We start from the raw sequence: 24575 nt of genomic DNA, 5'->3' as shown, positions 1-24575 counted from the left end.
ATTATACCCTCCCCGCCCCCTTCTTGGCAGAAAAGGCAACCGGTTTCAGTCACAAATTCCGCCCTTTTGGTTGTCCTGCGGGCCGGCTTCGCGTACCCTATTGAACGCTTATCAAGAGACGGTCGCGAGAGCCGTTACCGATAAAAATGGGCCGTGAGACTTAGGGTTAGTTAATGGGAATGCAAGACAACAGCAATTTGTCCGTGCTGATCGTGGACCCGAATCCGGGCATGCGCGGGCAATTGCACAATATGCTGGTGCAGGCGAACATCACCAAGGTGGAGTTCGCCCAGTCCTCCGGGACCGCGATCCGCCAGCTGATGAAGCGCTCGTACGACATCATCCTGTGCGAATACGACCTGGGCAGCCAGGAAGACGGCCAGGACGGCCAGCAGCTGCTGGAAGACCTGCGCCTGCACAAGCTGATCGGCCTGTGGACGATCTTCATCATGATTACCTCGGAAGGCATCTACAGCAAGGTCATCAGCGCGGCCGAACTGGTGCCCACCGATTACATTCTCAAGCCCTTCACTGTCGACGTGCTCAGCGCCCGCATCCAGCGCGCGATCGAGCGGCGCATGGCCTTCCTGCCGACCTATCAGCTGATCGGCCAGGGCAATCTGCGCGAGGCGATCAAGTCCTGCGCCAGCGGCGAAGCGAATATGCCGCGCTACGCGGTGGAATTTGCCAAGCTGCGCGCCGAGCTGCACATGTCGCTCGAAGAATATGCCGAGGCCGAGGAGATGTACCGCAATATCCTCGCCACCAAGCCGATCGGCTGGGCCCATCTGGGACTGGCGCGCGCCATGATCGCCCAGGGCCGCTCGCTCGACGCCCAGGCCGAACTGGTGCGCCTGACGACCGAGAACCCGAAGTTCATGGCCGCCTACGACCTGCTGGCAACCTGCTACAAGACCAATGGCGACGTCCAGGCCGCCCAGCGCACGCTGGAGACGGCCGTGTCGATCTCGCCGCACGTGGTGCGCCGCCTGCGCGTGCTGGGCGACACCGCGCTCGAATCGGGCGACTTCGGCATGGCCGAAAAGAGCTTCAAGCAGGTCTTGATCAAGGCGCGCTATTCCGAGTTCCGCAATCCCGAAGACCATGTGAATCTGGTGCGCACCCTGGTCGCCCGCAATGACAATGTGCAGGCCGCTGCCACCATCCGCGACCTCGAGCGCTCGCTGCGCGGCGTTGCCTCGGTCGATGTGTGCAAGGCCATCTCGACCGCACTGATGCAGGAAGCGAACGGCAATATCGATGCCGCGGTCGAGCAGCTGCAGGCCGCCGCGGCCGGCATGAAGACGGCCGAGGGCCTGTCCACGCGCCTGCGCCTGGATCTGGCCAAGAGCTGTCTCGACTACAGCCTGGACGAGGAGGCGACGGCCGTGGTCATGAACGTCATGGCCGACCCGAACAGCGAGATGCCGGCACCCCAGGCCGTGCAGTTCTTCGTCAAGCACGGGCGCGAGGATCTGGCCGAGACCATCAATTCCCATCTCAAAGCCCAGGTGGCCGAGCTCATGGCCAAGGCCGAGGACCGCTCCAAAACCGGCGACCACAAAGGCGCGACCCAGGCCATGCTCGAAGCGCTGCATATGCAACCGGGCAATCTGCAGGTGCTGTTTGCGGCCTCGCGCATCTTCCTGCGCCAGATCGACGCGATGGGCTGGGACCACACGCTGGCCGAGCGCATCTACGGCGACATCGATACGATCAAACGCATCGACGCGCACAACGACAAGCTGCCCAAACTCGAAGAGGAATTCGAGGCCGTGCGGCGCAAATACGGTATCGGTGTTTAAAGCAATCTTTTCCTGCTAGGATGGCGGCTTTCCGCAGGATAGCCGTCAGCCAATGAGCGAGACCATCTTCACCCGCCTGGGCTTGCCAGGCACTGCCGATATCAACAGCGTTGAGGCCGCCGCCGCCCAGCAACGCGAGCGCCTTGCAACCCAGCCCGAAGCCATACATATCCTCGACGCCGACCTCGCGTTCGCGCGCGCCTGGCTCGGGCGCGAAGGCAGTCCGTTCACCCGTTTTCTGCATGCGAGCGCGGCCTTGCTGCCGTATGCCGATCAACGCAGCGTGGCGCCCTGGCGCGATGCGCTGGCCACCGTGCTGGCCGAGCCCGACATGCAGACAGCCGAGGCCCAGGCCGGTTTCGAGCAGGACATCGCCCGCCACCTGGCCGCTGGCTGGCGGCCCGGCAACGAGCAACTTTTCGAAGCAGCCCAGCACAGCTTCCGCTGGATGAAGGACCGGCGCCGCCTGCTGGCCATGGGCGCGCCCGGCCAACGCATCGACGCCGCGCTTGACGAAAGCATTCCCTTCGGACGCCAGAACTACGCCGACCATCTCGAAACCAAACGCCTGTGCCAGCGCCTGCGCACGGGCGAGGTGCCGACGCGGGCCGAAGTCCTGAGCGACCTGCCGTTTCTGAACAGTCTGCTCGAGCGCTTTCCGAATCTCATGCACGTGCTGGTCGGTCCCCAGGCGATCGCCATGTGGCGCGAGGCCGGCGCCCTTGTTCCCCAGCACGAGTGGCGCCATTCCGAGGCGGCCAGCACGCGCGCGCGCGAAGCCAAGGCACGCGATCCGTTCCGCCGCCTGCCCCATCTGCTGATCGGCGGCACCGCGCTGATGGTCGTGCTCGGCATGGCCTACAACAAGTGGAAGGCACCGGTGCGCCCGCGCGCGCCCGTGGCCAGCGCCGAGGCCACCCGGCCGCTGCGCGACCCGCTCGAAGAGAAGATTTTCCAGGCACGCCAGGCCATGGCCGCGCGCGACATTCCCGCCGCGATCCAGGCCTACGACCAGGCCGAACAGCTCGCGCCGCAGCAAGCGCGCATTCCGGCTGCACGCGCCCTCGCCCGCTTTGAAGGCGGCGACCAGGCCGGCACCGAGCGCGATCTCCAGCGCGCCAAGGCGCTCGACCCGAACGAGCCCGGCATCGCCCTCGTGCGCGCCCGCATCGACTACCAGGCCGGCAAGTTCGACGCCGCTATTAGCGGCCTGAGCGACGCAATCAGCCGCAGTTCCGAGTGTACCGACTGCCGCCTGTGGCGCGCGCTTGCCTACGAGAGTAAGCACGATCTCGATAATGCGCTGACGGACGCCGACGCCGCCATCGCCCAGGACAGCCGCAACTATGCGGCCTACGCGATCCGTTCGCGCGTGTGGCAGGCCAAGGGCGATCCCGCCAAGGCCGTCGCACAAGGGGCGATGTTGCTCGAAGCCTGGCCCAAGGAAGGCCAGACCTACCTGGCCGCGGCCCAGCTGTACCAAGGCCTGAACGAACCCACGCTCGCGCTGCGCGCCTTGGAGACGGGCCGCAGCGCTGCGCCCGACGCCGAAGCGCGCCTGGCCGAGGCCAGCGGCCGCCTGCTGCTGCAGCTCAAGCGCCCGGCGGAAGCGCAGCGCCAGTTCGAAGCCGTGCTCAAGCTGCGCCCCGACGCCGCCGGCGCCCGATACGGCCTCGCCCTGGCCAAACGCCAGCAAGGCCAAAACGGCGACGAGGACCTGCGCCAAGCCCAAAAGCAAGACCCCAGCGTGGCCGCCACCTACCCCAAATAGTGCCGCCCAAACAAATCGGGGTCAGACCCCAATTTATCTGCGGGGAAAGGCTTGTGGCGGCGGACACCCAGCCGCCGGTCGAAAATGGCGGTTAAGGCCAAAACCTTAGCTCAAAGAAAAATCGGGGTCAGACCCCGATTTTCTTGTGAGATAAATGGGGTCTGACCCCGATTTTTCTAGGAGGCAGGGCCGTAGCCGCCGCCACCTGGGGTTTCGATGACGAAGGTGTCGCCCGGGGCCATGTCGGTCTTGCCGATGTGGCCGAGCGCTTCTTCGCGCCCGTCGGCGCGGATCACGTAGTTGCGGCCACAGCTGCCTGGAGCGCCGCCCGCCATGCCGAAGGGCGCATGCAGGCGGTTGTTGCTGAGGATGGCGGCCGTCATCGCTTCGAGGAAGCGCACTTTGCGGATGCCGCCATTGCCGCCATGCCAGCGCCCGGCGCCGCCCGAATTCGCCCGGATCGCGTAGCTCTCCAAGCGCACCGGGAAGCGGAACTCGAGGATCTCGGGATCGGTCAAACGGGAGTTGGTCATATTCGTTTGCACGACGTCGGTGCCGTCGAATCCCTCGCCCGCGCCGGAGCCGCCCGAAATCGTCTCGTAGTACTGGTAGGTGGCGTTGCCAAAGGTGAAGTTGTTCATCGTCCCTTGGGAACCGGCCAGCACGCCCAGCGCTCCGTACAGCGCGTTGGTGATGCAGGTCGAGGTCTCGACGTTGCCCGACACCACGGACGCCGGGTAGCTCGGATTGAGCATCGAGCCTTTGGGAATATTCACCTTCAGCGGCTTCAGGCAGCCGGCGTTGAGCGGGATCTCGTCGTCGACCAGGGTGCGGAACACGTACAACACGGCCGCCATGCACACGGCCGACGGTGCATTGAAGTTGTTCTGCTGCTGGGCCGAGGTGCCGCTGAAATCGATCTCGGCACTGCGCTCGGCGTGGTTGACGCGGATCGCCACCTGGATGCGCGCGCCATTGTCCAGCTCGTAGGTGTAGGCGCCGTCCTTCAGCGCGGTGATCACGCGCCGCACGGCCTCCTCGGCATTGTCCTGCACGTGGCGCATATACGCCTGCACAACGTCGAGGCCGAAGTGCGCCACCATCTTGTGCAGCTCGTCCACGCCCTTCTGGTTGGCGGCGATTTGCGCGCGCAGGTCGGCCATGTTCTGATCGATATTGCGCGCCGGGTAGCGGGCGCCGCCCAGCAGCGCGCGCGTCTCGGCGTCGCGCAGCTGGCCGCTGGCACCATCGACGAGCTTGAAGTTATTGATCAGCACGCCCTCCTCCTCGATCGTGACGGAGTCGGGCGGCATCGAGCCGGGCGTGGTGCCGCCGATATCGGCATGGTGCCCGCGCGAGCCGACGTAGAACAGAATCTCCTGCCCGGCGGCGTCGAACACGGGGGTGATCACGGTCACGTCGGGCAGATGGGTGCCGCCGTTGTAGGGATCGTTCAGCATGAACACGTCGCCCGCGCGCATCTGGCCGCCGTTCTCGCGCATCACGGTCTTGATCGACTCGCCCATCGAGCCCAGGTGCACGGGCATGTGCGGCGCGTTGGCGATCAACTGGCCGGCGGCGTCGAAAATCGCGCAGCTGAAATCGAGGCGTTCTTTGATGTTGACCGAGTAGGCGGTGTTCTGCAGGCGCAGGCCCATCTGCTCGGCGATCGACATGAACAGGTTGTTGAAGATCTCGAGCATGACCGGATCGGCCGTGGTGCCAATCGCGCGCCGTGCCGGCAGCGGCTGCACGCGCCGCATGACGATATGGTTGGCCGGCGTGATCTCGGCCTCCCAGCCGGGCTCGACCACCGTGGTGGCATTGTCTTCGGCGATGATGGCGGGTCCGGGCAGGCGGTCGCCCACGCGCAGCCCGGCGCGCTTGTACAGGGCCGTGCTGTGCCAGGCGCCGCCGCTGTACATCCGCACCTGCTCGTCGGGCGCGGCCTTGCCCGCGCGCTCGGCCTGCACGGGCGTCACTTCGGCCGGCGCGTCGGAGGCGCCGATCGCTTCCACCGACACAGCCTCGACCACGAGCCCGCGCTGCGGCATCAGGAAACTGAAGCGCTTTTTGTAGGCGGTCTCGAACTGGGCCTGCATGGCGGCAGTGTCGCCGTGCAGCACGATCAGGGCGGAATCGGTGCCTTCGTAACGCAGGTGCACGCGGCGGATCAGGCGGATACGTTCGGGCGCGACGCCCTGCTCGAGCAATTCCTGGCGTGTGCGTTCGGCCAGCTGCGCGAGGCGCGCGGACAGGTCGGCGGGCGCCATGTCCATCAGACGGATTTCGACGGCGGCTTCGCGCATGGCGGTCTGGTCGGCCAGCCCCATGCCATAGGCCGACAGCACGCCGGCCAGCGCGTGCACGAACACGGTCTTCATGCCGAGCGCGTCGGCCACCAGACAGGCATGCTGCCCGCCGGCTCCGCCAAAACTGGTCAGCGTGTACTCGGTCACATCGTGACCACGCTGCACGGAAATCTGCTTGATCGCATTCGCCATATTGCCAACGGCGATGTCGATGAAACCCTCGGCCACATGCTCGGGCGTCGGCGTTTTGCCGGTCGCGCGGCCGATCTCCTCGGCCATGGCGGTGAAGCGCGCGCGCACGATGTCGGCGTCGAGCGGCTGGCTGGCATCCGGCCCGAATACCTGAGGGAAATGCGCGGGCTGAATCTTGCCGAGCATGATGTTGCAGTCGGTGACGGCTAGGGGGCCGCCGCGCCGGTATCCGGCCGGGCCGGGATTGGCGCCGGCGCTGTCGGGGCCGACGCGGTAGCGGCTGCCGTCGAAATGCAGGATCGAACCGCCGCCCGCGGCGACGGTGTGGATGCTCATCATCGGGGCGCGCATGCGCACGCCTGCCACCTGGGTCTCGAACACGCGCTCGAATTCGCCCGAGAAATGGGAGACGTCGGTCGAGGTGCCGCCCATGTCGAAACCGATGACCTTGTCGAAACCAGCCAACTGGCTGGAACGCACCATGCCGACGATGCCGCCCGCGGGGCCGGACAGAATCGAGTCCTTGCCCTGGAAGGTGCGCGCATTGGTCAGCCCGCCGTTGGACTGCATGAACTGCAGGTTCACGCCTGGCAGCTCGGACGCGACTTGATCGACGTAACGGCGCAGAATCGGCGACAGATAGGCGTCGACCACGGTGGTGTCGCCGCGCGCCACCAGCTTCATCATCGGGCTCACTTCATGCGAGACCGACACCTGGGTATAGCCGATCTCGCGGGCGATGCGCGCCACGGCTTGCTCGTGCGCGTGGTAACGGTAGCCGTGCATGAAGACGATGGCCAGGGCGCGATAGCCGCGCGCAAAGGCTTGCTCGAGGTCCGCGCGTGCGGCGGCCTCGTCCAGCGGCGTCACAACCTCACCGTGCGCGCCCATGCGTTCGTCGATTTCGGCCACGTCGCGGTACAGGAGTTCCGGTAGCGCGATGTGGCGGTCGAAAATGCGCGGGCGGTTCTGGTACGCGATGCGCAGGGCGTCGCGGAAACCTCGGGTGATGGCCAGCAGCGTCGGCTCGCCCTTGCGTTCGAGCAGGGCATTGGTGGCGACGGTGGTGCCCATCTTCACGGCCTCGATCTGCCCGGCGCTGATCGTGCCGCCGAGCAGGTGGCGGATGCCGGCGACGGCGGCGTCGCGGTATTGCTCCGGATTTTCGGACAGCAGCTTATGGGTGACCAGACTGCCGTCCGGTTTGCGCGCCACAATGTCGGTGAACGTACCGCCGCGATCGATCCAGAATTGCCAATCCATGCCAGCCTGCTCCATGTTGTTGTTAGCTGGCGGCTATTGTACTGCCTCGGAAGCTGGCACAATCTCATCATCACGAAAGGATGCGTATGAGGCCGCTGTATTCCGTTGCTGAAATCCGAAAGCTTGAACAGGCTGCATTTGCCGAGGTGGCGCCAGGCAGCCTGATGCGCGAGGCCGGCCGCGCCGCCTCCGATGTCGCCTTGTCCATTTTGGGGTCGGGCGGCCTGCGCCGCGCCCTGATTCTGGCTGGGCCCGGCAATAACGGCGGCGATGCACTCGAGGTGGCGGCCAATCTGGCCGACGCCGGGGTGGCCGTGCTGGTGGCCCATTTCCCGGGCCGGGCCGCGCCCTCCGCCGAGGCGCAAGCGGCACTGGCGCGCGCTCAGGCCAGCACAGCCCGCTTCATCACCTTGATCGACGATCAACTGCCCGAGGCCGACCTGATCGTGGATGGTCTGTTTGGCATCGGCCTCGCGCGCGAACTGGCGGGCGAATTCAAGTCGCTGGTGCGGGCCGTCAACGCACGCGGCGGCAAAGTGCTGGCCCTCGACACCCCCAGCGGCCTCGACGCAGATACCGGCGGTGTGGTCGGCGGCCAGGGCGTGGCCATCCGTGCGACCCATACCGTCACCTACATCGGCGACAAGCCGGGCCTGCACACGGCCGATGGGCGCGAACACGCGGGTCAGGTCACGCTCGCCACGCTTGGACTGAGCACGCCGGACACGCGCCTGCATCTGCTCGACCCGAGCGCCTTTGCCGCCTATTGCCAGCCGCGCTCGCACAGCGGCCACAAGGGGTCCTACGGCAATGTCGCCATTCTCGGCGGCGCGTCGGGCATGTGCGGGGCGCCCGTGCTGGCGGCGCGCACGGCCCTGCTGGCCGGCGCCGGCCGCGTGTATGTGGCCGCCATCGACCCGGCGCTGGCGCTCGACCCGGTGCAGCCGGAAGTCATGTACCGCAGCGCCGAACACGTGGAATTCAACCAGGCCGTGGTCGTGGCGGGTCCGGGCATGGGCGATGGCAAGGCCGCGCGCCATTTCCTGCAACGCGCCATCGATGCCTTCAGCCCGCTCGTGCTCGATGCCGACGGCCTGAACCTGATCGCCCATGACGAGGGCCTGCGCCATGCGCTGATGCACCGCCATGAGCAGCCGGTACTGACCCCGCATCCGCTCGAGGCCGCGCGCCTGCTCGGCATGACGGCCGCCGTGGTCCAGCAGGACCGGCTGTCAGCCGCCAGCGAACTGGCCGGCCGCCTGAATGCGGTGGTCGTGCTCAAGGGCTCGGGGACGGTCATTGCCACGCCGGAGGGCGATATGTTCATCAATCCGACCGGGAACCCGGGGCTGGCGACGGCTGGCACGGGCGATGTGCTGGCCGGACTGATCGGCGCGCTGCTGGCGCAGGGCTGGCCGCGCAGCGCGGCGGCCCTGGGCGCGGTGTGGCTGCATGGCGCGGCGGCCGATCGCCTGGTGGCCCAGGGCATCGGCCCGATCGGCCTGACGGCGGGCGAGCTGCCAGCCGCGATCCGTGCCGAGCTGAACCGCCTGTGCGCCTAAACCAGGCGCCCGGCCGCGATCGTGATGGTGCGGCCGCAGCGGGCCGCAATCGAGGGGTCGTGCGTGACCAGCACCAGGGTCGAGCCGCGCTCGCGGTTGAGCGTGAACATCAGCTCGATCACCTGTTCGCCGGTGGCCGCGTCCAGGCTGCCGGTCGGCTCGTCCGCAAACAGCAGCGGCGGTTCCGTGACAAAGGCGCGCGCCAGCGCCACGCGCTGCTGCTCGCCACCCGACATGAACTTGGGGTAATGGCGCAGGCGGCTGGACAAGCCCACGCGCGCCAGCATGGCCTCGGCCTTGGCGCGCGCCTCGCGGTCGCCCTTCAGTTCCAGCGGCAGCATCACATTCTCCAGCGCAGTCAGGTGCGCCAGCAGCTGGAAGGACTGAAACACAAAGCCCAGCTTCTCCTTGCGGAAAGCGGCACGGCCGTCTTCATCGAGCGCGTACAGATCGACGCCGGTCAGCAGCACCTTGCCGCTGCTGGGGCTGTCGAGCCCGGCCAGCAGGCCCAGCAAGGTGGACTTGCCGGAACCGGAGGCGCCCACAATGGCAAGCGTTTCGGCCGCTTGCACGGTAAAATCGACCTGATCGAGAATCGTCAGCGCGCCGCTCGCGTCCTGCACGCGCTTGCTCAAGCCGCTGACGGCAATGGCGGGCACCTGGCCCGTAGCTCGGGAATCCAACACGACTTCGGTCGCTTCGAAATGATCTGGCATGCGTATGCTTTTTAAGAAATGGGCTCTGGCCCTGCTGCTGTGCGCCTTCGCGGCGAGCGCCTATTCTGCACCAAAAACTTTGCTTGTGCTGGGTGATAGTTTGTCCGCCGAATATGGTTTGGTGCGCGGCGCCGGCTGGGTGGCCTTATTGGAAAAAAAGCTCGCCGCGCAGAAGCTTGATATACAGATCGTCAATGCCAGCATCAGCGGCGAGACCACCGTCGGCGGGCGCACGCGCCTGCCGGCCCTGCTGAAGGACAAGCAGCCTGAGGTCGTCATCATCGAATTGGGCGGCAATGACGGCCTGCGCGGCCTGTCGCAGGCGGCCACCGAAGACAATCTGCGCACGATGATCAGCATGAGCAAGGCGGCCAAGGCCAAGGTGCTGTTGGTCGGCATGCGCCTGCCGCCGAACTACGGCAAAGACTATACCGAGCGCTTCTTCAACACCTACGGCATGCTGGCGCGCGAGCAGAAAGTCGCCCTCGTGCCCTTCATGTTGGAAGGCGTGGCCGACAAGCCCGAACTGTTCCAGGCCGACCGCATCCACCCGACGGCCGCGGCCCACCCGACGATCCTGAATACCATCTGGCCGCCACTGGCGGCCCTGCTCAAGACCCGATGAAATATCCTCTCCTGCTCGGCATCGATGCCGTTCTGCCCGAACTCGACCGCTACGACAGCATCATCGACGTCCGCAGCCCCGATGAATTTGCCGAGGACCATATCCCCGGCGCCATCAACCTGCCCGTGCTCGACAATGAAGAGCGCGCGCGCGTCGGCACCATCTACAAGCAGCAAAGCCCGTTTGAAGCCAAGAAGATCGGTGCGGCCCTGGTCGCACGCAATATCGGCATGCACATCGAGCAACAGCTGCTCGACAAGCCGCGCGACTGGAAGCCCCTGATCTACTGCTGGCGTGGCGGCAACCGCAGCGGTTCGATGGCGACCGTGCTCAGCCGCATTGGCTGGCCCGTGGTGCAGCTCGACGGCGGCTACAAGGCCTACCGCACTGCCCTCCTCCAAGCTTTGGACCAGCTGCCGCCGCTGCAGTTCCGCGCTGTGTGCGGCACTACCGGCTGCGGCAAGAGCCGCCTGCTGAACGTGCTCGAATCGATCGGCGCCCAGGTGCTGGATCTGGAGGGCATCGCCGTCCACCGCGGCTCTGTGCTCGGCAATGTGCCGGACGCGCCCCAGCCGCCGCAGAAATGGTTTGAGTCCATGCTGTGGGATAAGCTGCGCCATTTCGACCCGGCCCTGCCGGTGTTCGTCGAATCGGAAAGCAAGAAGGTCGGCAGCCTGCGCGTGCCCGATGCGCTAATGGAAGCGATCCGCCAGGCGCCGGTGATTTCCCTGCAGCTCAGCCACGAGAAGCGCGTCCAGCTGCTGATGGAGGACTACCGCCATTTCATTGCCGATCCGGCCGCGCTGAACCGCCAGCTCGATTGCCTGGTCAAACTCCATGGCCGCGCCAAAATCGACGCCTGGCATGCGCTCGCCAACAGCGGCCAGATGGCTCAGCTCGTCGGTGAGCTGCTGGTCGACCATTACGACCCAGCCTATCTGAAATCGATCGAACGCAATTTCGTCCATTACCCGCGCGCGCAGCAGGTCGAACTGGCCGATATCACGCCAGACGCCTTCCTCGCGCTGGCGCGCCAGCTGCATCCGGGCTGAGACCGGAGCACCCAAACAAAAACGGCCCGGGGCTTGCGCTCCGGGCCGTTTGTTTTTGCGGTGCCGCTGACTTACTTGGCCGGGGCTTCGGCCGGCTGTTCGGTCTTGATGTCGCTGGCCTTGATGTTGATCTTGGCCTTGGCTTTGGCCTTGAGCGCATCGACGTAGCCAAACAGTTCGGCCTGGCCCATGGCGCCGGCGATTTGCTGGGCCTCGGCCTCGCGGCGCGCCTTGTCCTGCTCGGCCGGCTGGCTGACTTTGGTGATGCGGTAGACCGCATAGCCCTGGCCCGGCAGCTCGACGCCGATCACGGCCGGCAGCTTGCTGACATCGGCCTTGAGCACGGCCAGCGCACCAGTCTGGTTGAACGGTGGCTGTTTCACGCGCGAGACGATCTTGGCCTCGCCGAAACCAGCGGCGTCACCGCCCTTGGCGGCGGCGATCTTGTCGTCGCCGGCCTTCTTGGCCAGCTTGACGGCTTCTTCCATCGTCACGCGCTTCTTGATGTCCTCGGCCACTTCGGCCAGCGGGCGCTTGCTGGCCGGCTTGTATTCGACGATACGGCCCGAGATCATCGTGCTACTGCCAACTTCAACGGCTTCGGTATTGCGCTTGTTCTTGATCGCGTCATCGGAGAAGATGGCTTTCAGGAACTTGGCATTATTGGTCGGCGCGGTGCTGCCCGGCAGCGCGGTGCGGCCGTTCAGGGTGGCGGTCTGGATCGTCAGCTTCAGCTTGTCGGCGGCCGGCTTCAGGCTGTCCGACTGCTCATACACGGTATTGGTGAAGGCTTCCGCCAGTTCCGAGTACTTCTTGCCCATCTTCTGCTTCTTCAGCTCGGCAGCGATTTCGGCCTTGGCTTCGTCAAAACTCTTCAGGCCGGACGGCTTGAGCGCGGTGACGGTGATGATGTGGAAACCGTATTCGGATTCCACCAGGCCCGAGATCTCGCCCTGCTTGAGCTTGAAGATCGCGTCTTCGACCGGCTTGACGAAGGCGCCCTTCTCAACGATGTCGAGGTCGCCGCCGAGTTCGGCCGAGGCCTTGTCGTCCGACTTGGCCTTGGCGATTTTGGCGAAATCGGCCGGGGTCTTCTTCACTTCGGCCAGGATGGCTTCGGCCTTGGCCTTGGCGGCGCTCTTCTCGGCGGCCGGCGCGTCCTTCTTCACAGCCACCAGGATGTGGCTGGCGCGGCGCTGCTCGGGCGACTCGAAACGCTTCTGGTTGGCTTCGTAGTAGGCCTTGACTTCGGCGTCGCTGACCGACACCTGGCTCTCCACCACCGACTGGTCGAACACCAGATACTCGATGCGGGCCTGTTCCGGCAGCTGGAACTGGGCGCCGTTCTTGTCGTAATAGGCCTTGACCATGGCCTCGGTCACGTTGACGTTCTTGGCGAAGTCATCGGCCTTGTAAATGATTTCCTGGGCTTCGCGTTCCTGCTCGTTGATGTCCGACAGGCGCTTGGCCACGGTGCGCGGGGCAAACGCCGATTCCTGAATGGCGGCATTGAGCTGGTTGACGGCCATGTCGTGGCGGCGGCTCTGCTCGAACATCGCCGGCGTCATGCCGCGCGCGGCCAGCAAGGCCTTGTAGATGTCGACGTCGAAGCTGCCGTCCGGCTTTTGCAGCTCCTTGATACGGCCGATATCGCTACGCAGCACTTCTTCGCTGACCGTCATGTTGGCGCGGCCGATCTCGACGTTCATCACCTTCTGGCTGACCAGATCTTCGAGCGCGCGCAGCTTCACGTCGGGCGTCTCGAACATCTTCGGATCGAACTGGGCGCCAAGCGCCTGGCGATAGCGTTCCATCTGGGTGCGCTGGGCGTTTTCCCATTCGGCTTGGGTCACCGGCTGGTCGGCCACCGTGGCCACCGCATTTGCCGCACCGTCGAAGCTCTTGTAGCTCGACACACCGACCACCACAAAGGACGGGAGGATCAGCACCAGCAGCAAGAGCTGCATCAGCTTCTGGTGGGTACGAATGAAATCAAACATGGCGTAACGTGTCTCAGGTTGAAAAAAAAGGCGAACATCTGTTCGCCCTCTTTTTGTGTTCTGGCGGAGCGGACGGGGCTCGAACCCGCGACCCCCGGCGTGACAGGCCGGTATTCTAACCAACTGAACTACCGCTCCGGATTGTTTTGCGCTTTGAAGAACTTGGCGGAGCGGACGGGGCTCGAACCCGCGACCCCCGGCGTGACAGGCCGGTATTCTAACCAACTGAACTACCGCTCCGAGAACTTCAAAACTTCGGCGGTTGTCATACCGCCGAAGCGCATTAGTTTACAGCATCTTTGAGCGCTTTACCAGCCTTAAATTTCGGAACCTTGGCGGCCTTGATTTCGATGGCTTCTTTGGTGCGCGGATCGATGCCGGTACGGGCGGCGCGATCGCCGACGCTGAAGGTGCCGAAGCCCACCAGAGTCACGCTGTCGTTCTTTTGCAGGCTGGTGGTGACGGCTTCCATGAAAGCGTCGAGGGCACGGGCGGCCGACGCTTTGGTGATGTCGGCGGAGCCTGCAATGTAGTCGATCAGTTCAGTCTTATTCACAAATTATCCTTTTTCACAGTCAAACGGGATCCCCGTGGAATCCGCAGCGCGCAATTAGACGCGATGGGTCCTTGAACTGTCAAGGAGGCAAAAGAAAACGGCGGGCCGCAGCCCGCCGTTGTGGCGTCCTACGCGACAGCGTCTTAGTGCTTGACGACCTCGCCTTGACCGTCCGGGCTGGCCGGCGTGGTCACGGCCGGGGTCGCAGCCGCAGCGGCCACGGCCTCGTCCGGCAGCGGGGTCGGCTGGCGTTCCAGCGCGATCTCGAGCACCTTCTCGATCCAGCGCACGGGCACGATCTCGAGCTTGTTTTTGACGTTGTCCGGAATGTCGGCCAGGTCCTTCACGTTCTGCTCGGGGATCAGCACGGTCTTGATGCCGCCACGGTGGGCTGCCAGCAGCTTTTCCTTCAGGCCGCCGATCGGCAGCACTTCGCCGCGCAGCGTGATCTCGCCCGTCATGGCCACGTCGGCGCGCACCGGGATGCCGGTGTAGACCGACACCATGGCCGTGGTCATGGCGATGCCAGCCGACGGACCATCCTTGGGCGTGGCGCCTTCGGGCACGTGGATGTGCATGTCGGTCTTCTCGAACACCTCGTTCTTGATGCCGAGGCGCTGGGCGCGGCTGCGCACGACGGTGCGCGCCGCCTCGATCGATTCCTTCATCACATCGCCAAGCGTGCCGGTGCGGATGGTGCCGCCCTTACCCGGCATCTGCACGGCCTCGATGGTCAGCAGATCACCGCCGACTTCGGTCCAGGCCAGACCGACCACCTGGCCGACCTGGTTGTCCTTCTCGGCCACGCCGAAGTCATAGCGGCGCACGCCGAGGAATTTGTCGAGGTTCTTGGGCGTGACCGTGACCTTCTTCTCGCCGCCTTTCAGCAGCAGCATCTTCACGACCTTGCGGCAGATCTTCGACACTTCGCGCTCGAGCGAACGCACACCGGCTTCACGCGTGTAGTAACGGATGATGTCGCGCACGGCCGCTTCCGAGACGGCGATCTCGGCTTCCTTCAGACCGTTGTTCTTGATCTGTTTGGGCAGCAGATAACGCAGGGCGATACTGGCCTTCTCGTCTTCCGTGTAGCCCGACAGGCGGATCACCTCCATCCGGTCCAGCAGGGCCGGCGGGATGTTGAAGGAGTTCGAGGTGGCCACGAACATCACGTCCGACAGGTCGAAGTCGACTTCGATGTAGTGGTCCGAGAACGTGTGGTTCTGTTCCGGGTCCAGCACTTCGAGCAGGGCCGAAGACGGATCGCCGCGGAAGTCGGCGCCCAGCTTGTCGATCTCGTCGAGCAGGAACAGGGGATTGCGCACGCCGACCTTGGCCAGCGACTGCAGCACCTTGCCCGGCATCGAACCGATATAGGTGCGGCGGTGGCCGCGGATCTCGGCTTCATCGCGCACGCCGCCCAGGGCCATGCGCACGTACTTGCGGTTGGTGGCCTTGGCGATCGACTGGCCGAGCGAGGTCTTGCCCACGCCCGGGGGGCCGACGAAGCACAGGATCGGCGCTTTCAGCTTGTCGACGCGCTGCTGCACGGCGAGATATTCAAGGATGCGTTCCTTGACCTTGTCGAGGCCGTAGTGATCGGACTCGAGCACTTTCTCGGCATTGGCCAGATCGTTGTTGACCTTGGATTTTTTCTTCCAGGGCAGGCCGATCAGGGTGTCGATGTAGTTGCGCACGACGGTGGCTTCGGCCGACATCGGCGACATCAGCTTCAGCTTTTTCAGCTCGGCATTGGCCTTTTCGGTCGCTTCCTTGGACATCTTGGCGGCGATGATCTTCTTCTCGAGCTCCTCGATATCGGCGCCCTCTTCGCCCTCGCCCAGTTCCTTCTGGATGGCCTTGACCTGTTCGTTCAGGTAGTACTCGCGCTGCGATTTTTCCATCTGGCGCTTGACGCGGCCGCGGATGCGCTTTTCCACCTGCAGGATGTCGAGCTCGCCTTCGAGCTGGGACAGCAGATGCTCGAGGCGCTTGGCGACATTGAAGATCTCGAGGATGACCTGCTTCTGCTCGAGCTTGAGCGGCAGATGGGCGGCCACGGTGTCGGCCAGACGGCCGGCGTCGTCGATGCCGGCCAGCGAGGCCAGGATCTCGGGCGGGATCTTTTTGTTGAGTTTGACGTACTGGTCGAACTGCTGCACGATGGCGCGGCGCATCGCCTCGATTTCGGACTCGTCGCCGATTTCGGTCTCGACCGGGGTCACCTCGGCCGTGAAGTGCGAAGGCGTATCGCTGATGCGGTCGATGCGGGCGCGCTGGGCGCCTTCGACCAGCACCTTGACGGTGCCGTCCGGCAGCTTGAGCATCTGGAGGATGCTGGCCACGCAGCCGATTTCATAGATGTCGGCCGGCGACGGCTCATCTTTGGCGGCCGTCTTCTGGGCCGCCAGCATAATTGACCTGCCCTGTTCCATGGCTGCCTCCAGTGCCTTGATCGACTTGGGGCGGCCCACGAACAGCGGTATCACCATGTGGGGGAAAACCACTACATCACGCAGCGGCAACAGCGGCAGCGTGGTTTGCTCGGTTAATTTAGAGATAGTCATGGCATACCTTATAGAAAAACTTTATGAACAATCTTGGACCTGATCTCCAAAACACAAGGGGACTGGAGAATTATTTCTACAAGTTGAAAGGAATTAACCGGGTTGTTCTAAAAGAAATTCGAACCAGAAAAGCAAAAGCCACCGCACAGAGAAACTGTGAGTGGCTTTTCGATTGAAGCCCGAGTGCTTTTATTGAGGTAAATTGTACCGCCGCACTTTTGAGTTTCAAACCCTTTTCGCGGCGGAACAACGACCTTTTTTCAGTTTTCGCCCGAGGCTTTCGGCGTTTCTGCGTAAATCAGCAAGGGTTTGGCCGCGTTCGTGATCGTGTTTTCATCGATCACCACCTTGACCACATTCTGCTGGGTCGGCAGATCGTACATCACGTCCAGCAGCGTGTGCTCGAGAATCGAGCGCAGGCCGCGCGCGCCGGTCTTGCGGGCCAGGGCCTTGCGGGCGATGGCATGCAGGGCGGCCGGACGGATTTCGAGTTCCACGCCTTCCATGTCGAGCAATTTCGCATACTGCTTGACCAGAGCGTTCTTCGGCTCCACCAGGATTTGGATCAGCGCGTCCTCGGTCAGTTCCGACAAGGTGGCGACCACCGGCAGACGGCCGACCAGCTCGGGGATCAGGCCGAACTTGATCAGGTCTTCGGGCTCGACATCATGCAGCACCTCGGCGTTTTCACGCTCGACCTGGCTCTTGACCGAGGCCGAGAAGCCGATGCCCGATTTCTCGGAGCGGTTCTGGATGATCTTGGCCAGGCCGTCGAAGGCGCCGCCGCAGATGAACATGATGTTGGTCGTGTCGATCTGCACGAAATCCTGGTTCGGGTGCTTGCGCCCGCCCTGGGGCGGCACCGAGGCCATCGTGCCTTCGATCAGTTTGAGCAGGGCCTGCTGCACGCCCTCGCCCGACACGTCGCGCGTGATCGAGGGATTGTCCGACTTGCGCGAAATCTTGTCGATCTCGTCGATGTAGACAATCCCGCGCTGGGCCTTGTCGACTTCGTAATTGCACGACTGCAAGAGCTTCTGGATGATGTTCTCGACGTCCTCACCAACATAACCGGCTTCGGTCAGGGTGGTGGCGTCGGCGATCACGAAGGGCACGTTGAGCATGCGCGCCAGGGTCTGGGCCAGCAGGGTCTTGCCGGAGCCGGTCGGGCCGACCAGCAGGATATTCGACTTGGCCAGTTCGACTTCGTCTTTCTTGCCCAGGTGCTTGAGGCGCTTGTAGTGGTTGTACACGGCCACCGACAGGATGCGCTTGGCCGTCTGCTGGCCGATCACATACTGGTCGAGCAGCGCGGCGATCTCGTGCGGGGTCGGCAGGTCGGACTTGGCGCCGCCGACCGTCTCCACGTTCGAGGTCTCGTCGCGGATGATGTCATTGCACAGATCGATACACTCGTCGCAAATGAACACCGAGGGACCGGCGATGAGCTTTTTCACCTCGTGCTGGCTCTTGCCGCAGAAGGAGCAGTACAAGAGCTTTTCACCGCTGGAGGATTTTTTGTCAGACATGGGGCAAGTTAAAAAGAGTTGCTACAAGTATAAAGGCTAAACGCCCAGGCGCAAAGTTGCGCACCACCACATGCTACCCGATCTGAAAAGGAAACGCCCGAACGTTGTGGCGTCCGGGCGTCAGCAGACCGATTTTCCCGATCTCAATCAGGCGCGGTGGGTCAGGACCTTGTCGATCAGGCCATAGGCGACGGCTTCTTCACCCGACATGAAATTGTCGCGATCCGTGTCCTTGGCGATCTGATCCGGCGTCTTGCCCGTGTTGGTGGCCATGATGCTGTTCAGACGTTCGCGCAGGTAGAGGATCTCGCGGGCCTGGATTTCGATATCCGAAGCCTGGCCCTGGGAACCGCCGGACGGCTGGTGAATCATGATGCGCGAATTGGGCAGCGAGAAACGCTTGCCTTTCGCGCCCGCGGCCAGCAGGAAGGCGCCCATCGAGGCCGCCATGCCCGTGCACAGGGTCGACACATCCGGCTTGATGAAGTTCATCGTGTCGAAAATGGCCAGGCCAGCCGACACGGAACCACCGGGCGAGTTGATGTAGAGCGAAATATCCTTGTCCGGATTCTCGCTCTCGAGGAACAGCAGCTGGGCCACGATCAGATTGGCCATCTGGTCGTTGACAGGGCCGACCAGGAACACCACACGCTCCTTCAGCAGGCGCGAGTAGATGTCATAGGCGCGCTCGCCGCGGCCGCTTTGTTCCACCACCATCGGCACCAGACCCAGAGCCTGGGTATCGAGTGCCGGATTCTTGATCAGTCCTGTCATGCGATTTCCTTTTGCAAGCGAGGGACAGCTTAGCCTTGCTGGCCCATCAGTTCGTCGAACGAAACATCCTTGGCCGTGACCTTGGCCTTACCGAGAACGAAGTTAACGACGTTTTCTTCCAAAACAAGGGCTTCGACTTCGGCCAGGCGACGACGATCGCTATAGTAATACTTCAGGACTTCTTTCGGGTCCTCATAGGACTGGGCGAAGTCTTCGATTTGCGCTTTCACCTGCTCCGGCGTCGCGTGCAGTTTGTTTTCCGACACAAGCTGCGACAGGATCAGGCCCAGACGCACGCGGCGGTCGGCCTTGGCGGTGAACAGGTCGAGCGGGAACTCGGGCATGTTCTTCACGTCCATGCCGCGCGCGGCCATGTCCTGACGGGTGCCTTCGGCCAGACGGCGCGATTCTTCCTCGACCAGGGCCTTCGGCACGTCGAGTTCGGTCTTGCTGACCAGGCCGTCCATCACGGCTTCCTTGTTGCGGGCCTTGACGCGGCCGGCCACTTCACGCTCGAGGTTGGTCTTGATGTCGGCGCGCATTTTGTTCAGGTCGCCGTCGGCCATGCCGAGCGACTTGGCGAATTCGGCGTCGACTTCGGGCAGGTGGGCCCACTCGAGCTTCTTCAGGGTGATGGTGAACTCGGCGGTTTTGCCGGCCACATCCTTGCCGTGGTAGTCCTCGGGGAAGGTCAGCGGGAAGGTCTTCGACTCGCCCACTTTCAGGCCGATGGTGGCGGCTTCGAACTCGGCCAGCATGCGGCCTTCGCCGAGCACGAACGGATAATTGTCGGCCTTGCCGCCGGCGAATTCGACGCCGTCGATCTTGCCCACGAAGTCCACGGTCACGCGGTCGCCGTTGGCAGCGATGGCTTCACCGCCGTCGCCGTGTTCGCCGGCTTCGCCCTTGACGTGGTAGTGCACGCGCTGCTTGCGCAGGATCTCGATGGTCTTGTCGATTTCGGCGTCGGTCACCGGGGTCTGGATGGTGTCCAGCTCGAGGGTGCTCAGATCGCAGACTTGCACTTCCGGATAGACTTCGAACACGGCGTCGAAGGCGACCATGCCTTCAGCGGCATCCTGCTTCGGCTCGATGCGCGGGAAACCGGCCACGCGCAGCTGGTTTTCGTTGGCAGCGGCATTGAAAGCCTGGCCGACCTTGTCGTTCAGCACGTCGGATTCGATCTGATAGCCGTACTGGGCGGCGACCATTTTCATCGGCACTTTGCCCGGACGGAAGCCGGGGTAGCGGGCCGTCTTGGCCTGCTTCTTCAGGCGCGCTTCGACTTCCGAACGGACGTCAGCGAGCGGAAAGGAGATCGTCATGCGACGTTCGAGTTTGCCCAGGGATTCGACTGCAGTTGCCATGTTAAAAATCGTCCAAGAAGTAATTATTCAAATCGTGGTGCGAGGAGCGGGACTCGAACCCGCACACCATCGCTGGCGTCAGGACCTAAACCTGGTGCGTCTACCAATTTCGCCATCCTCGCAGGAAAACGCGATATTTTAGCGGAAAACGGCCAGGGGTGGTTGAATTTGCCATCCATACAAAAAAAACGCGGGTCCGCAGACCCGCGTTTGCCGCGCCCGGCTCAGCGTCCGGCCGGCTTCTTGACCCGGAACCAGGCCGCGTACAGGGCCGGCAGGAACAGCAGGGTCAGGGCCGTGGCGACGATCAGGCCGCCCATGATGGCCACCGCCATCGGTCCCCAGAACACCGAACGCGACAGCGGGATCATGGCCAGGGCCGCGGCCGCCGCCGTCAGCACGATCGGGCGGCAGCGCCGCACGGCCGATTCGACGATCGCATCCCAGGGCTCGGCGCCCTTGCGGATGTCCTGCTCGATCTGGTCGACCAGGATCACCGAGTTACGGATGATCATGCCGAACAGGGCGATCACGCCGAGCTGGGCCACAAAGCCGAAGGGACGCTGCAGCAACAGCAGGGCCATCGCCGCCCCGGCCACGCCCAGCGGGCCGGTGAGGAAGACCAGCACCGAGCGCGAGAAGCTATGCAGCTGCAGCATCAGCAGCGTAAACACGAGGAACAGCACGAAGGGCACATTCGCCGAGATCGACTGTTCAGCCGCCTTGCTGTCGGCCGCCGCCCCGGCCAGCACCACCTGGTAGCCGGCCGGCAGCTTGGCGCGCAGGGTGGCCAGCTTCTCGGTGATCTGGCCCGACACGGTCGGCCCCTGGATGCCGTCGACCACGTCGGACTGCACGGTAATCGCCCACTCGCGCCCTTCGCGCCAGACCACGCCCGGTTCCCAGACGAATTGCACGCGCGCCAGCTGCGAGATCGGCACGGCCTTGCCCGAAGCGGTCGGGATATTGGTGTCGTTCAGCACCGAAATCGTCGCCCGCTCCTCGACCGGCTGGCGGATCACGATGTCGATCAGCTTATTGTCCTCGCGGTACTGGCCGACCGGCGTGCCGGACAGGATGGTATTCGCGGCGCGCATCACCGTCTGCGAGGTCACGCCAAGGGCGCGCAGCTTGTCCTGGTCGAGGTCGAGGCGCAGCACCTTGACCGACTCGTTCCAGTTGTCGTTCACGCCCACGGTATTCGGGTTGGCGCGCATGATGTCCTTGACCTCATCGGCCAGCTGGCGCACCTTGCCGATGTCCGGCCCCTGCACGCGGAACTGCACCGGATACGGCACCGGCGGCCCGTTCGGAAGCAGCTTGACGCGGCCGCGCACTTCCGGGAAGTCTTTCTTGAAGACCTCGGTGATCTTCAGGCGCAGGGCCTCGCGCGCCTGCAGGTCCTTGGGCAGCACCACGAACTGGCTGACGTTGGACTGCGGGAAGATCTGGTCGAGCGGCAGGTAGAAGCGCGGCGAACCCGTGCCCACATACGCGGTCACGCTCTCGACGCCGGGCTGCTTCATGACCCAGGCTTCAAACTTCTTGGCCTGGGCTTCCGTGTTCTGGAAGGCGGCGCCCTCGGGCAGCCACATCTCGACCATCAGCTCGGGGCGGCTGGAATCGGGGAAGAACTGCTTCTCGATGAATTTGAAGCCGAACACGCCGAGGAAGAAGGTCAGCAGACTGAGCACGATGGTGGTCTTGCGCCACTCCACGCACCAGTTGACCAGGGCGCGGAACTTGCGAAAGCCCGGCGTATCAAACACATCGTGGCTGCCGCTGCCCGGCTTCACCTTCAGCAGGATGTAGCCAATGTAGGGCGTGAACATCACGGCCACCAGCCAGGAGGTCAGCAGCGCAATCGCATTCACCGAAAACATGGAGAACGTGTACTCGCCGGCGGCCGACTTGGCCAGGCCGATCGGCAGAAAGCCTGCGGCCGTAATCAGGGTGCCGGTCAGCATCGGCATGGCCGTGCTCGTGTAGGCAAAGGTCGCCGCCTCAAAGCGGTCCATGCCCTCCTCCATCTTGCGGACCATCATTTCGACGGCGATGATGGCGTCGTCGACCAGCAGGCCAAGCGCAATGATCAGGGCGCCGAGCGAGATCTTGTGCAGGTCGATGTCCAGGATGCTCATCAACAGGAAGGTGATGGCCAGCACCAGCGGAATCGTCAGCGCCACCACCAGGCCCGGGCGCATGTCGATGCGGAAGGGCTTGGTATGGAAGCCCAGGGCCACAAAGCTCACGCCGAGCACGATCAGAATCGCCTCGATCAGGGTGCGCACGAATTCGCCGACCGAGGCGCTGACGGCCTTCGGCTGATCGGACACGCGCTCGAGCGTCAGGCCGACCGGCAGCTTGGCGCGGATCTCATTGGCCTTGGCCTCGAGCTCCTTGCCCATCACGATGATATTGCCGCCCTTCTCCATCGAGATGCCGAGGCCGATGACCTCCTTGCCGTTGTAGCGCATCTTGTCGGTCGGCGGGTTCTGGTAGACGCGCTTGATGGTGGCAAAGTCGCCGAGGCGGAAGGTGGTGCCGCCGGCGCGCAGTTCCAGCTCCTCGAGTTCCTTGACGGACTTGAGGGCGCCCGTCACGCGCACCTGCAGATTATCGGTCGGCGTGACCAGCACCCCGGTCGACTCGACATTGTTCTGGGTGGCGATCTGGTTGACGATCTGCTCGAACGGAATGCCGAGCTGGGCGAATTTCTTGTGCGAGAACTCGATGTTGATCTTCTCGTCCTGCACACCAAACAGTTCGACCTTGTTGACCATGCCCACGTGCAGCAGCTGCTGCCGCACGAAGTCCGCATAATCCTTGACTTCGGCATAGGTGAAGCCGTCGCCCGAGAGCGCGAAGATGGAGCCGTAGGTGTCGCCGAATTCATCATTGAAGAAGGGGCCGATCACACCCGACGGCAAGGTGCCGCGGATGTCGCCGATCTTCTTGCGGACCTGATACCAGGAGCCATTGGTTTCCTTGGGCGGGGTCGATTCGCGCAGCTGCACGATAATCAGGGTCTCGCCCGGCTTGGAATAGCTGCGGATCTTGTCCACATACGGGGTTTCCTGCAGCTTGCGCTCCAGCTTGTCGGTCACCTGCTCGGCCATCTGCACGGCGGTGGCGCCCGGCCAGATGGCGCGCACGACCATCGCGCGGAAGGTGAACGGCGGGTCTTCGTCCTGACCCAGATTCTGGAAGGCCAGCAGACCGGCAATCAGCAAGGTGGCGATCAGGTAGCGCGTGAGCGGAATATGCTCAAGCGCCCAACGGGAAAGATTGAAGCCCTTCATTGCAGCGCCTCACCGGTTGCGGCAGCGGCAGCCACCGTGTTCGGGCTGGCGATCGAAGCAGGCACGTCGACGCCGAGGACCTTGACCTTCTGGCCATTCTTGAGCTGATTGACACCGGCCGTCACGACCGTCTGGCCGGGCTTCACGCCGCTGGTCAGGAGAATGTCATTGCCGCTGGTGCCGCCCACCTGCACGGGCACCAGTTGCACGGCGCCCTTGTCGACCACCCAGACCGAGGTCTTGTTCTTCTCATGGAACAGGGCCGTCAGCGGGACCTTGATCATCGGCACCGGCGCGGCGGCCGTGAACTGGACCAGGGCCGTCATGCCCAGCTTGACGTCGGCCGGGGCCTCGGGCACCGAGACCTTGGTCGTATAGGTACGGGTCTGCGGGTCGGCCACCGGCGAGACTTCGCGGATCTTGCCCTTCAGGACTTCCTTCGGATTGGCCCACAGGCGCACGGCCACATCGGGCACCTGGCGCAGGGTATCGACCTTGTCCTCGGGGATGCCAATCACGATTTCCTTCTCGCCGGCCTTGGCCACGCGCACCACCGGCGTACCGGCCGCGACCACCTGGCCGACTTCGGCGTCGACCGCCGTCACCACGCCGTCGATATCGGACACCAGGCTGCTGTAGGCGGCCTGGTTGGTCTGGCCCTTGTAGGCGGCCTGAGCCTGATCGACGCTGGCCTGGGCGGCCTTGTAGGTCGAGAGCTTGGCGTCGAGCACGGCCTGGGACACGAAATTCTTCTCACGCAGTTCCTGGTAGCGCTTGAGCTCGGCCTGCGCCAGGTCGCGGTTGGTCTCGGCGGCGCGCAGGCCGGCATTGGCCTGGGCCTGGGCCAGCTGCAGGTCCTGCGGATCGAGCTGCATCAGCACCTGGCCGCGCTTGACCACGCTGCCGACCTCGACCAGGCGGCTGGTAATCTTGCCCGGCACCCGGAAGCCCAGGCGCGATTCGACGCGGGCACGCACCTCGCCCGCGAATTCGGCCTGGATGGCGACGGTATCGGCCGCGAGCGTGATGGCGCGGACCGGACGGATGTCCTCGCCCTTGGGTTCGGGCTTGGAGCAGCCCGTCAATACGGCGAGGGAGGCAACCAGCGTCAGGCTGGCGAGGGGCAGGCGGTGAGCAGGCACGATGTTTTCCTTTAGTATGCGAGCTGGACGAACACAGAGA

15 protein-coding genes and 3 tRNA genes are annotated in these 24575 nt (G+C 64.0%); 5 read left to right on the top strand and 13 right to left on the bottom strand.

Going from position 1 to position 24575, the window contains the following annotated elements; genetic code table 11:
- The first annotated feature begins 173 nt into the window (after window positions 1-173).
- A complete protein-coding gene (locus LZ005_RS10065; protein WP_307727790.1) occupies window positions 174-1805 on the top strand; it encodes a tetratricopeptide repeat protein in 1632 nt (543 codons plus the stop codon).
- A gap of 52 nt (window positions 1806-1857) precedes the next feature.
- Window positions 1858-3576: a lipopolysaccharide assembly protein LapB gene (locus LZ005_RS10060; protein ID WP_237807403.1), complete on the top strand. Its 1719-nt coding sequence runs from the start codon at window positions 1858-1860 to the stop codon at window positions 3574-3576.
- A 176-nt stretch (window positions 3577-3752) separates the two neighbouring features.
- On the opposite strand, the gene LZ005_RS10055 is transcribed toward LZ005_RS10060, so the two are convergent.
- Window positions 3753-7343 carry a hydantoinase B/oxoprolinase family protein gene (locus LZ005_RS10055; protein WP_237807401.1) on the bottom strand — a complete coding sequence of 1197 codons (3591 nt, stop codon included), beginning with the start codon at window positions 7341-7343 and terminating at the stop codon, window positions 3753-3755.
- Between the two features lie 86 nt (window positions 7344-7429).
- On the opposite strand from LZ005_RS10055, the gene LZ005_RS10050 reads away from it, so the two are divergent.
- Complete coding sequence (locus LZ005_RS10050) at window positions 7430-8905, top strand: NAD(P)H-hydrate dehydratase (protein WP_237807399.1); 1476 nt, start codon at window positions 7430-7432, stop codon at window positions 8903-8905.
- Here LZ005_RS10050 and LZ005_RS10045 read toward each other — a convergent pair.
- The gene (locus LZ005_RS10045) at window positions 8902-9621 is read right to left on the bottom strand and encodes an ABC transporter ATP-binding protein (protein ID WP_237807397.1); all 720 of its coding nucleotides are present in this window, start codon (window positions 9619-9621) and stop codon (window positions 8902-8904) included. The two genes, LZ005_RS10050 and LZ005_RS10045, sit on opposite strands and share 4 nt — an antisense overlap.
- Here LZ005_RS10045 and LZ005_RS10040 point away from each other — a divergent pair.
- The gene (locus LZ005_RS10040) at window positions 9620-10246 is read left to right on the top strand and encodes an arylesterase (protein ID WP_237807395.1); all 627 of its coding nucleotides are present in this window, start codon (window positions 9620-9622) and stop codon (window positions 10244-10246) included. The two genes, LZ005_RS10045 and LZ005_RS10040, sit on opposite strands and share 2 nt — an antisense overlap.
- Window positions 10243-11298: a tRNA 2-selenouridine(34) synthase MnmH gene (gene mnmH, locus LZ005_RS10035; RefSeq protein ID WP_237807393.1), complete on the top strand. Its 1056-nt coding sequence runs from the start codon at window positions 10243-10245 to the stop codon at window positions 11296-11298. The genes LZ005_RS10040 and mnmH overlap by 4 nt, the downstream gene beginning before the upstream one ends.
- 71 nt (window positions 11299-11369) lie before the next feature.
- On the opposite strand, the gene LZ005_RS10030 is transcribed toward mnmH, so the two are convergent.
- The 11 genes from LZ005_RS10030 to LZ005_RS09980 all read right to left on the bottom strand — a co-directional run bounded on the left by LZ005_RS10030 (window position 11370) and on the right by LZ005_RS09980 (window position 24535).
- The gene (locus LZ005_RS10030) at window positions 11370-13298 is read right to left on the bottom strand and encodes a SurA N-terminal domain-containing protein (RefSeq protein WP_237807377.1); all 1929 of its coding nucleotides are present in this window, start codon (window positions 13296-13298) and stop codon (window positions 11370-11372) included.
- 61 nt (window positions 13299-13359) lie between these two features.
- Window positions 13360-13436, bottom strand: a tRNA-Asp gene (locus tag LZ005_RS10025).
- 25 nt (window positions 13437-13461) lie between these two features.
- Window positions 13462-13538 (bottom strand) — tRNA-Asp (locus LZ005_RS10020).
- 43 nt (window positions 13539-13581) lie between these two features.
- Entirely contained in the window at window positions 13582-13854 is a 273-nt protein-coding gene (locus LZ005_RS10015) for an HU family DNA-binding protein (RefSeq protein ID WP_237807368.1), read from the bottom strand.
- Window positions 13855-13997: 143 nt separating this feature from the next.
- Window positions 13998-16421 carry an endopeptidase La gene (gene lon / locus LZ005_RS10010; protein WP_237807366.1) on the bottom strand — a complete coding sequence of 808 codons (2424 nt, stop codon included), beginning with the start codon at window positions 16419-16421 and terminating at the stop codon, window positions 13998-14000.
- A gap of 260 nt (window positions 16422-16681) precedes the next feature.
- Complete coding sequence (clpX, locus tag LZ005_RS10005; RefSeq protein ID WP_237807364.1) at window positions 16682-17950, bottom strand: ATP-dependent Clp protease ATP-binding subunit ClpX; 1269 nt, start codon at window positions 17948-17950, stop codon at window positions 16682-16684.
- A gap of 147 nt (window positions 17951-18097) precedes the next feature.
- Window positions 18098-18724, bottom strand: a complete 627-nt coding sequence (clpP, locus tag LZ005_RS10000) for an ATP-dependent Clp endopeptidase proteolytic subunit ClpP (protein ID WP_237807362.1) — start codon at window positions 18722-18724, stop codon at window positions 18098-18100.
- Window positions 18725-18753: 29 nt separating this feature from the next.
- Entirely contained in the window at window positions 18754-20091 is a 1338-nt protein-coding gene (gene tig / locus LZ005_RS09995; RefSeq protein ID WP_237807360.1) for a trigger factor, read from the bottom strand.
- 35 nt (window positions 20092-20126) lie between these two features.
- Window positions 20127-20213: transfer RNA gene (locus LZ005_RS09990), tRNA-Leu, on the bottom strand.
- Between the two features lie 102 nt (window positions 20214-20315).
- The gene (locus tag LZ005_RS09985; RefSeq protein ID WP_237807351.1) at window positions 20316-23393 is read right to left on the bottom strand and encodes an efflux RND transporter permease subunit; all 3078 of its coding nucleotides are present in this window, start codon (window positions 23391-23393) and stop codon (window positions 20316-20318) included.
- A complete protein-coding gene (locus tag LZ005_RS09980) occupies window positions 23390-24535 on the bottom strand; it encodes an efflux RND transporter periplasmic adaptor subunit (RefSeq protein WP_237807349.1) in 1146 nt (381 codons plus the stop codon). The genes LZ005_RS09985 and LZ005_RS09980 overlap by 4 nt, the downstream gene beginning before the upstream one ends.
- Window positions 24536-24575 lie beyond the last annotated feature (40 nt).

This window comes from Massilia sp. TS11, assembly GCF_022012445.1.
In the GTDB taxonomy this organism is placed as follows: domain Bacteria; phylum Pseudomonadota; class Gammaproteobacteria; order Burkholderiales; family Burkholderiaceae_D; genus Telluria.
Note: the sequence above shows the minus strand (reverse complement) of the source record. Positions and strands in the feature narration are given on the sequence as shown.

Bases quoted from the DNA above. Each gene is read 5' to 3' on its own strand.
- LZ005_RS10065 (WP_307727790.1), top strand. From the start codon at position 174: ATGGGAATGCAAGACAACAGCAATTTGTCCGTGCTGATCGTGGACCCG.
- LZ005_RS10060 (WP_237807403.1), top strand. From the start codon at position 1,858: ATGAGCGAGACCATCTTCACCCGCCTGGGCTTGCCAGGCACTGCCGAT.
- LZ005_RS10055 (WP_237807401.1), bottom strand. From the start codon at position 7,343: ATGGATTGGCAATTCTGGATCGATCGCGGCGGTACGTTCACCGACATT.
- LZ005_RS10050 (WP_237807399.1), top strand. From the start codon at position 7,430: ATGAGGCCGCTGTATTCCGTTGCTGAAATCCGAAAGCTTGAACAGGCT.
- LZ005_RS10040 (WP_237807395.1), top strand. From the start codon at position 9,620: ATGCGTATGCTTTTTAAGAAATGGGCTCTGGCCCTGCTGCTGTGCGCC.
- LZ005_RS10045 (WP_237807397.1), bottom strand. From the start codon at position 9,621: ATGCCAGATCATTTCGAAGCGACCGAAGTCGTGTTGGATTCCCGAGCT.
- mnmH (WP_237807393.1), top strand. From the start codon at position 10,243: ATGAAATATCCTCTCCTGCTCGGCATCGATGCCGTTCTGCCCGAACTC.
- LZ005_RS10030 (WP_237807377.1), bottom strand. From the start codon at position 13,298: ATGTTTGATTTCATTCGTACCCACCAGAAGCTGATGCAGCTCTTGCTG.
- lon (WP_237807366.1), bottom strand. From the start codon at position 16,421: ATGACTATCTCTAAATTAACCGAGCAAACCACGCTGCCGCTGTTGCCG.
- clpX (WP_237807364.1), bottom strand. From the start codon at position 17,950: ATGTCTGACAAAAAATCCTCCAGCGGTGAAAAGCTCTTGTACTGCTCC.
- clpP (WP_237807362.1), bottom strand. From the start codon at position 18,724: ATGACAGGACTGATCAAGAATCCGGCACTCGATACCCAGGCTCTGGGT.
- tig (WP_237807360.1), bottom strand. From the start codon at position 20,091: ATGGCAACTGCAGTCGAATCCCTGGGCAAACTCGAACGTCGCATGACG.
- LZ005_RS09985 (WP_237807351.1), bottom strand. From the start codon at position 23,393: ATGAAGGGCTTCAATCTTTCCCGTTGGGCGCTTGAGCATATTCCGCTC.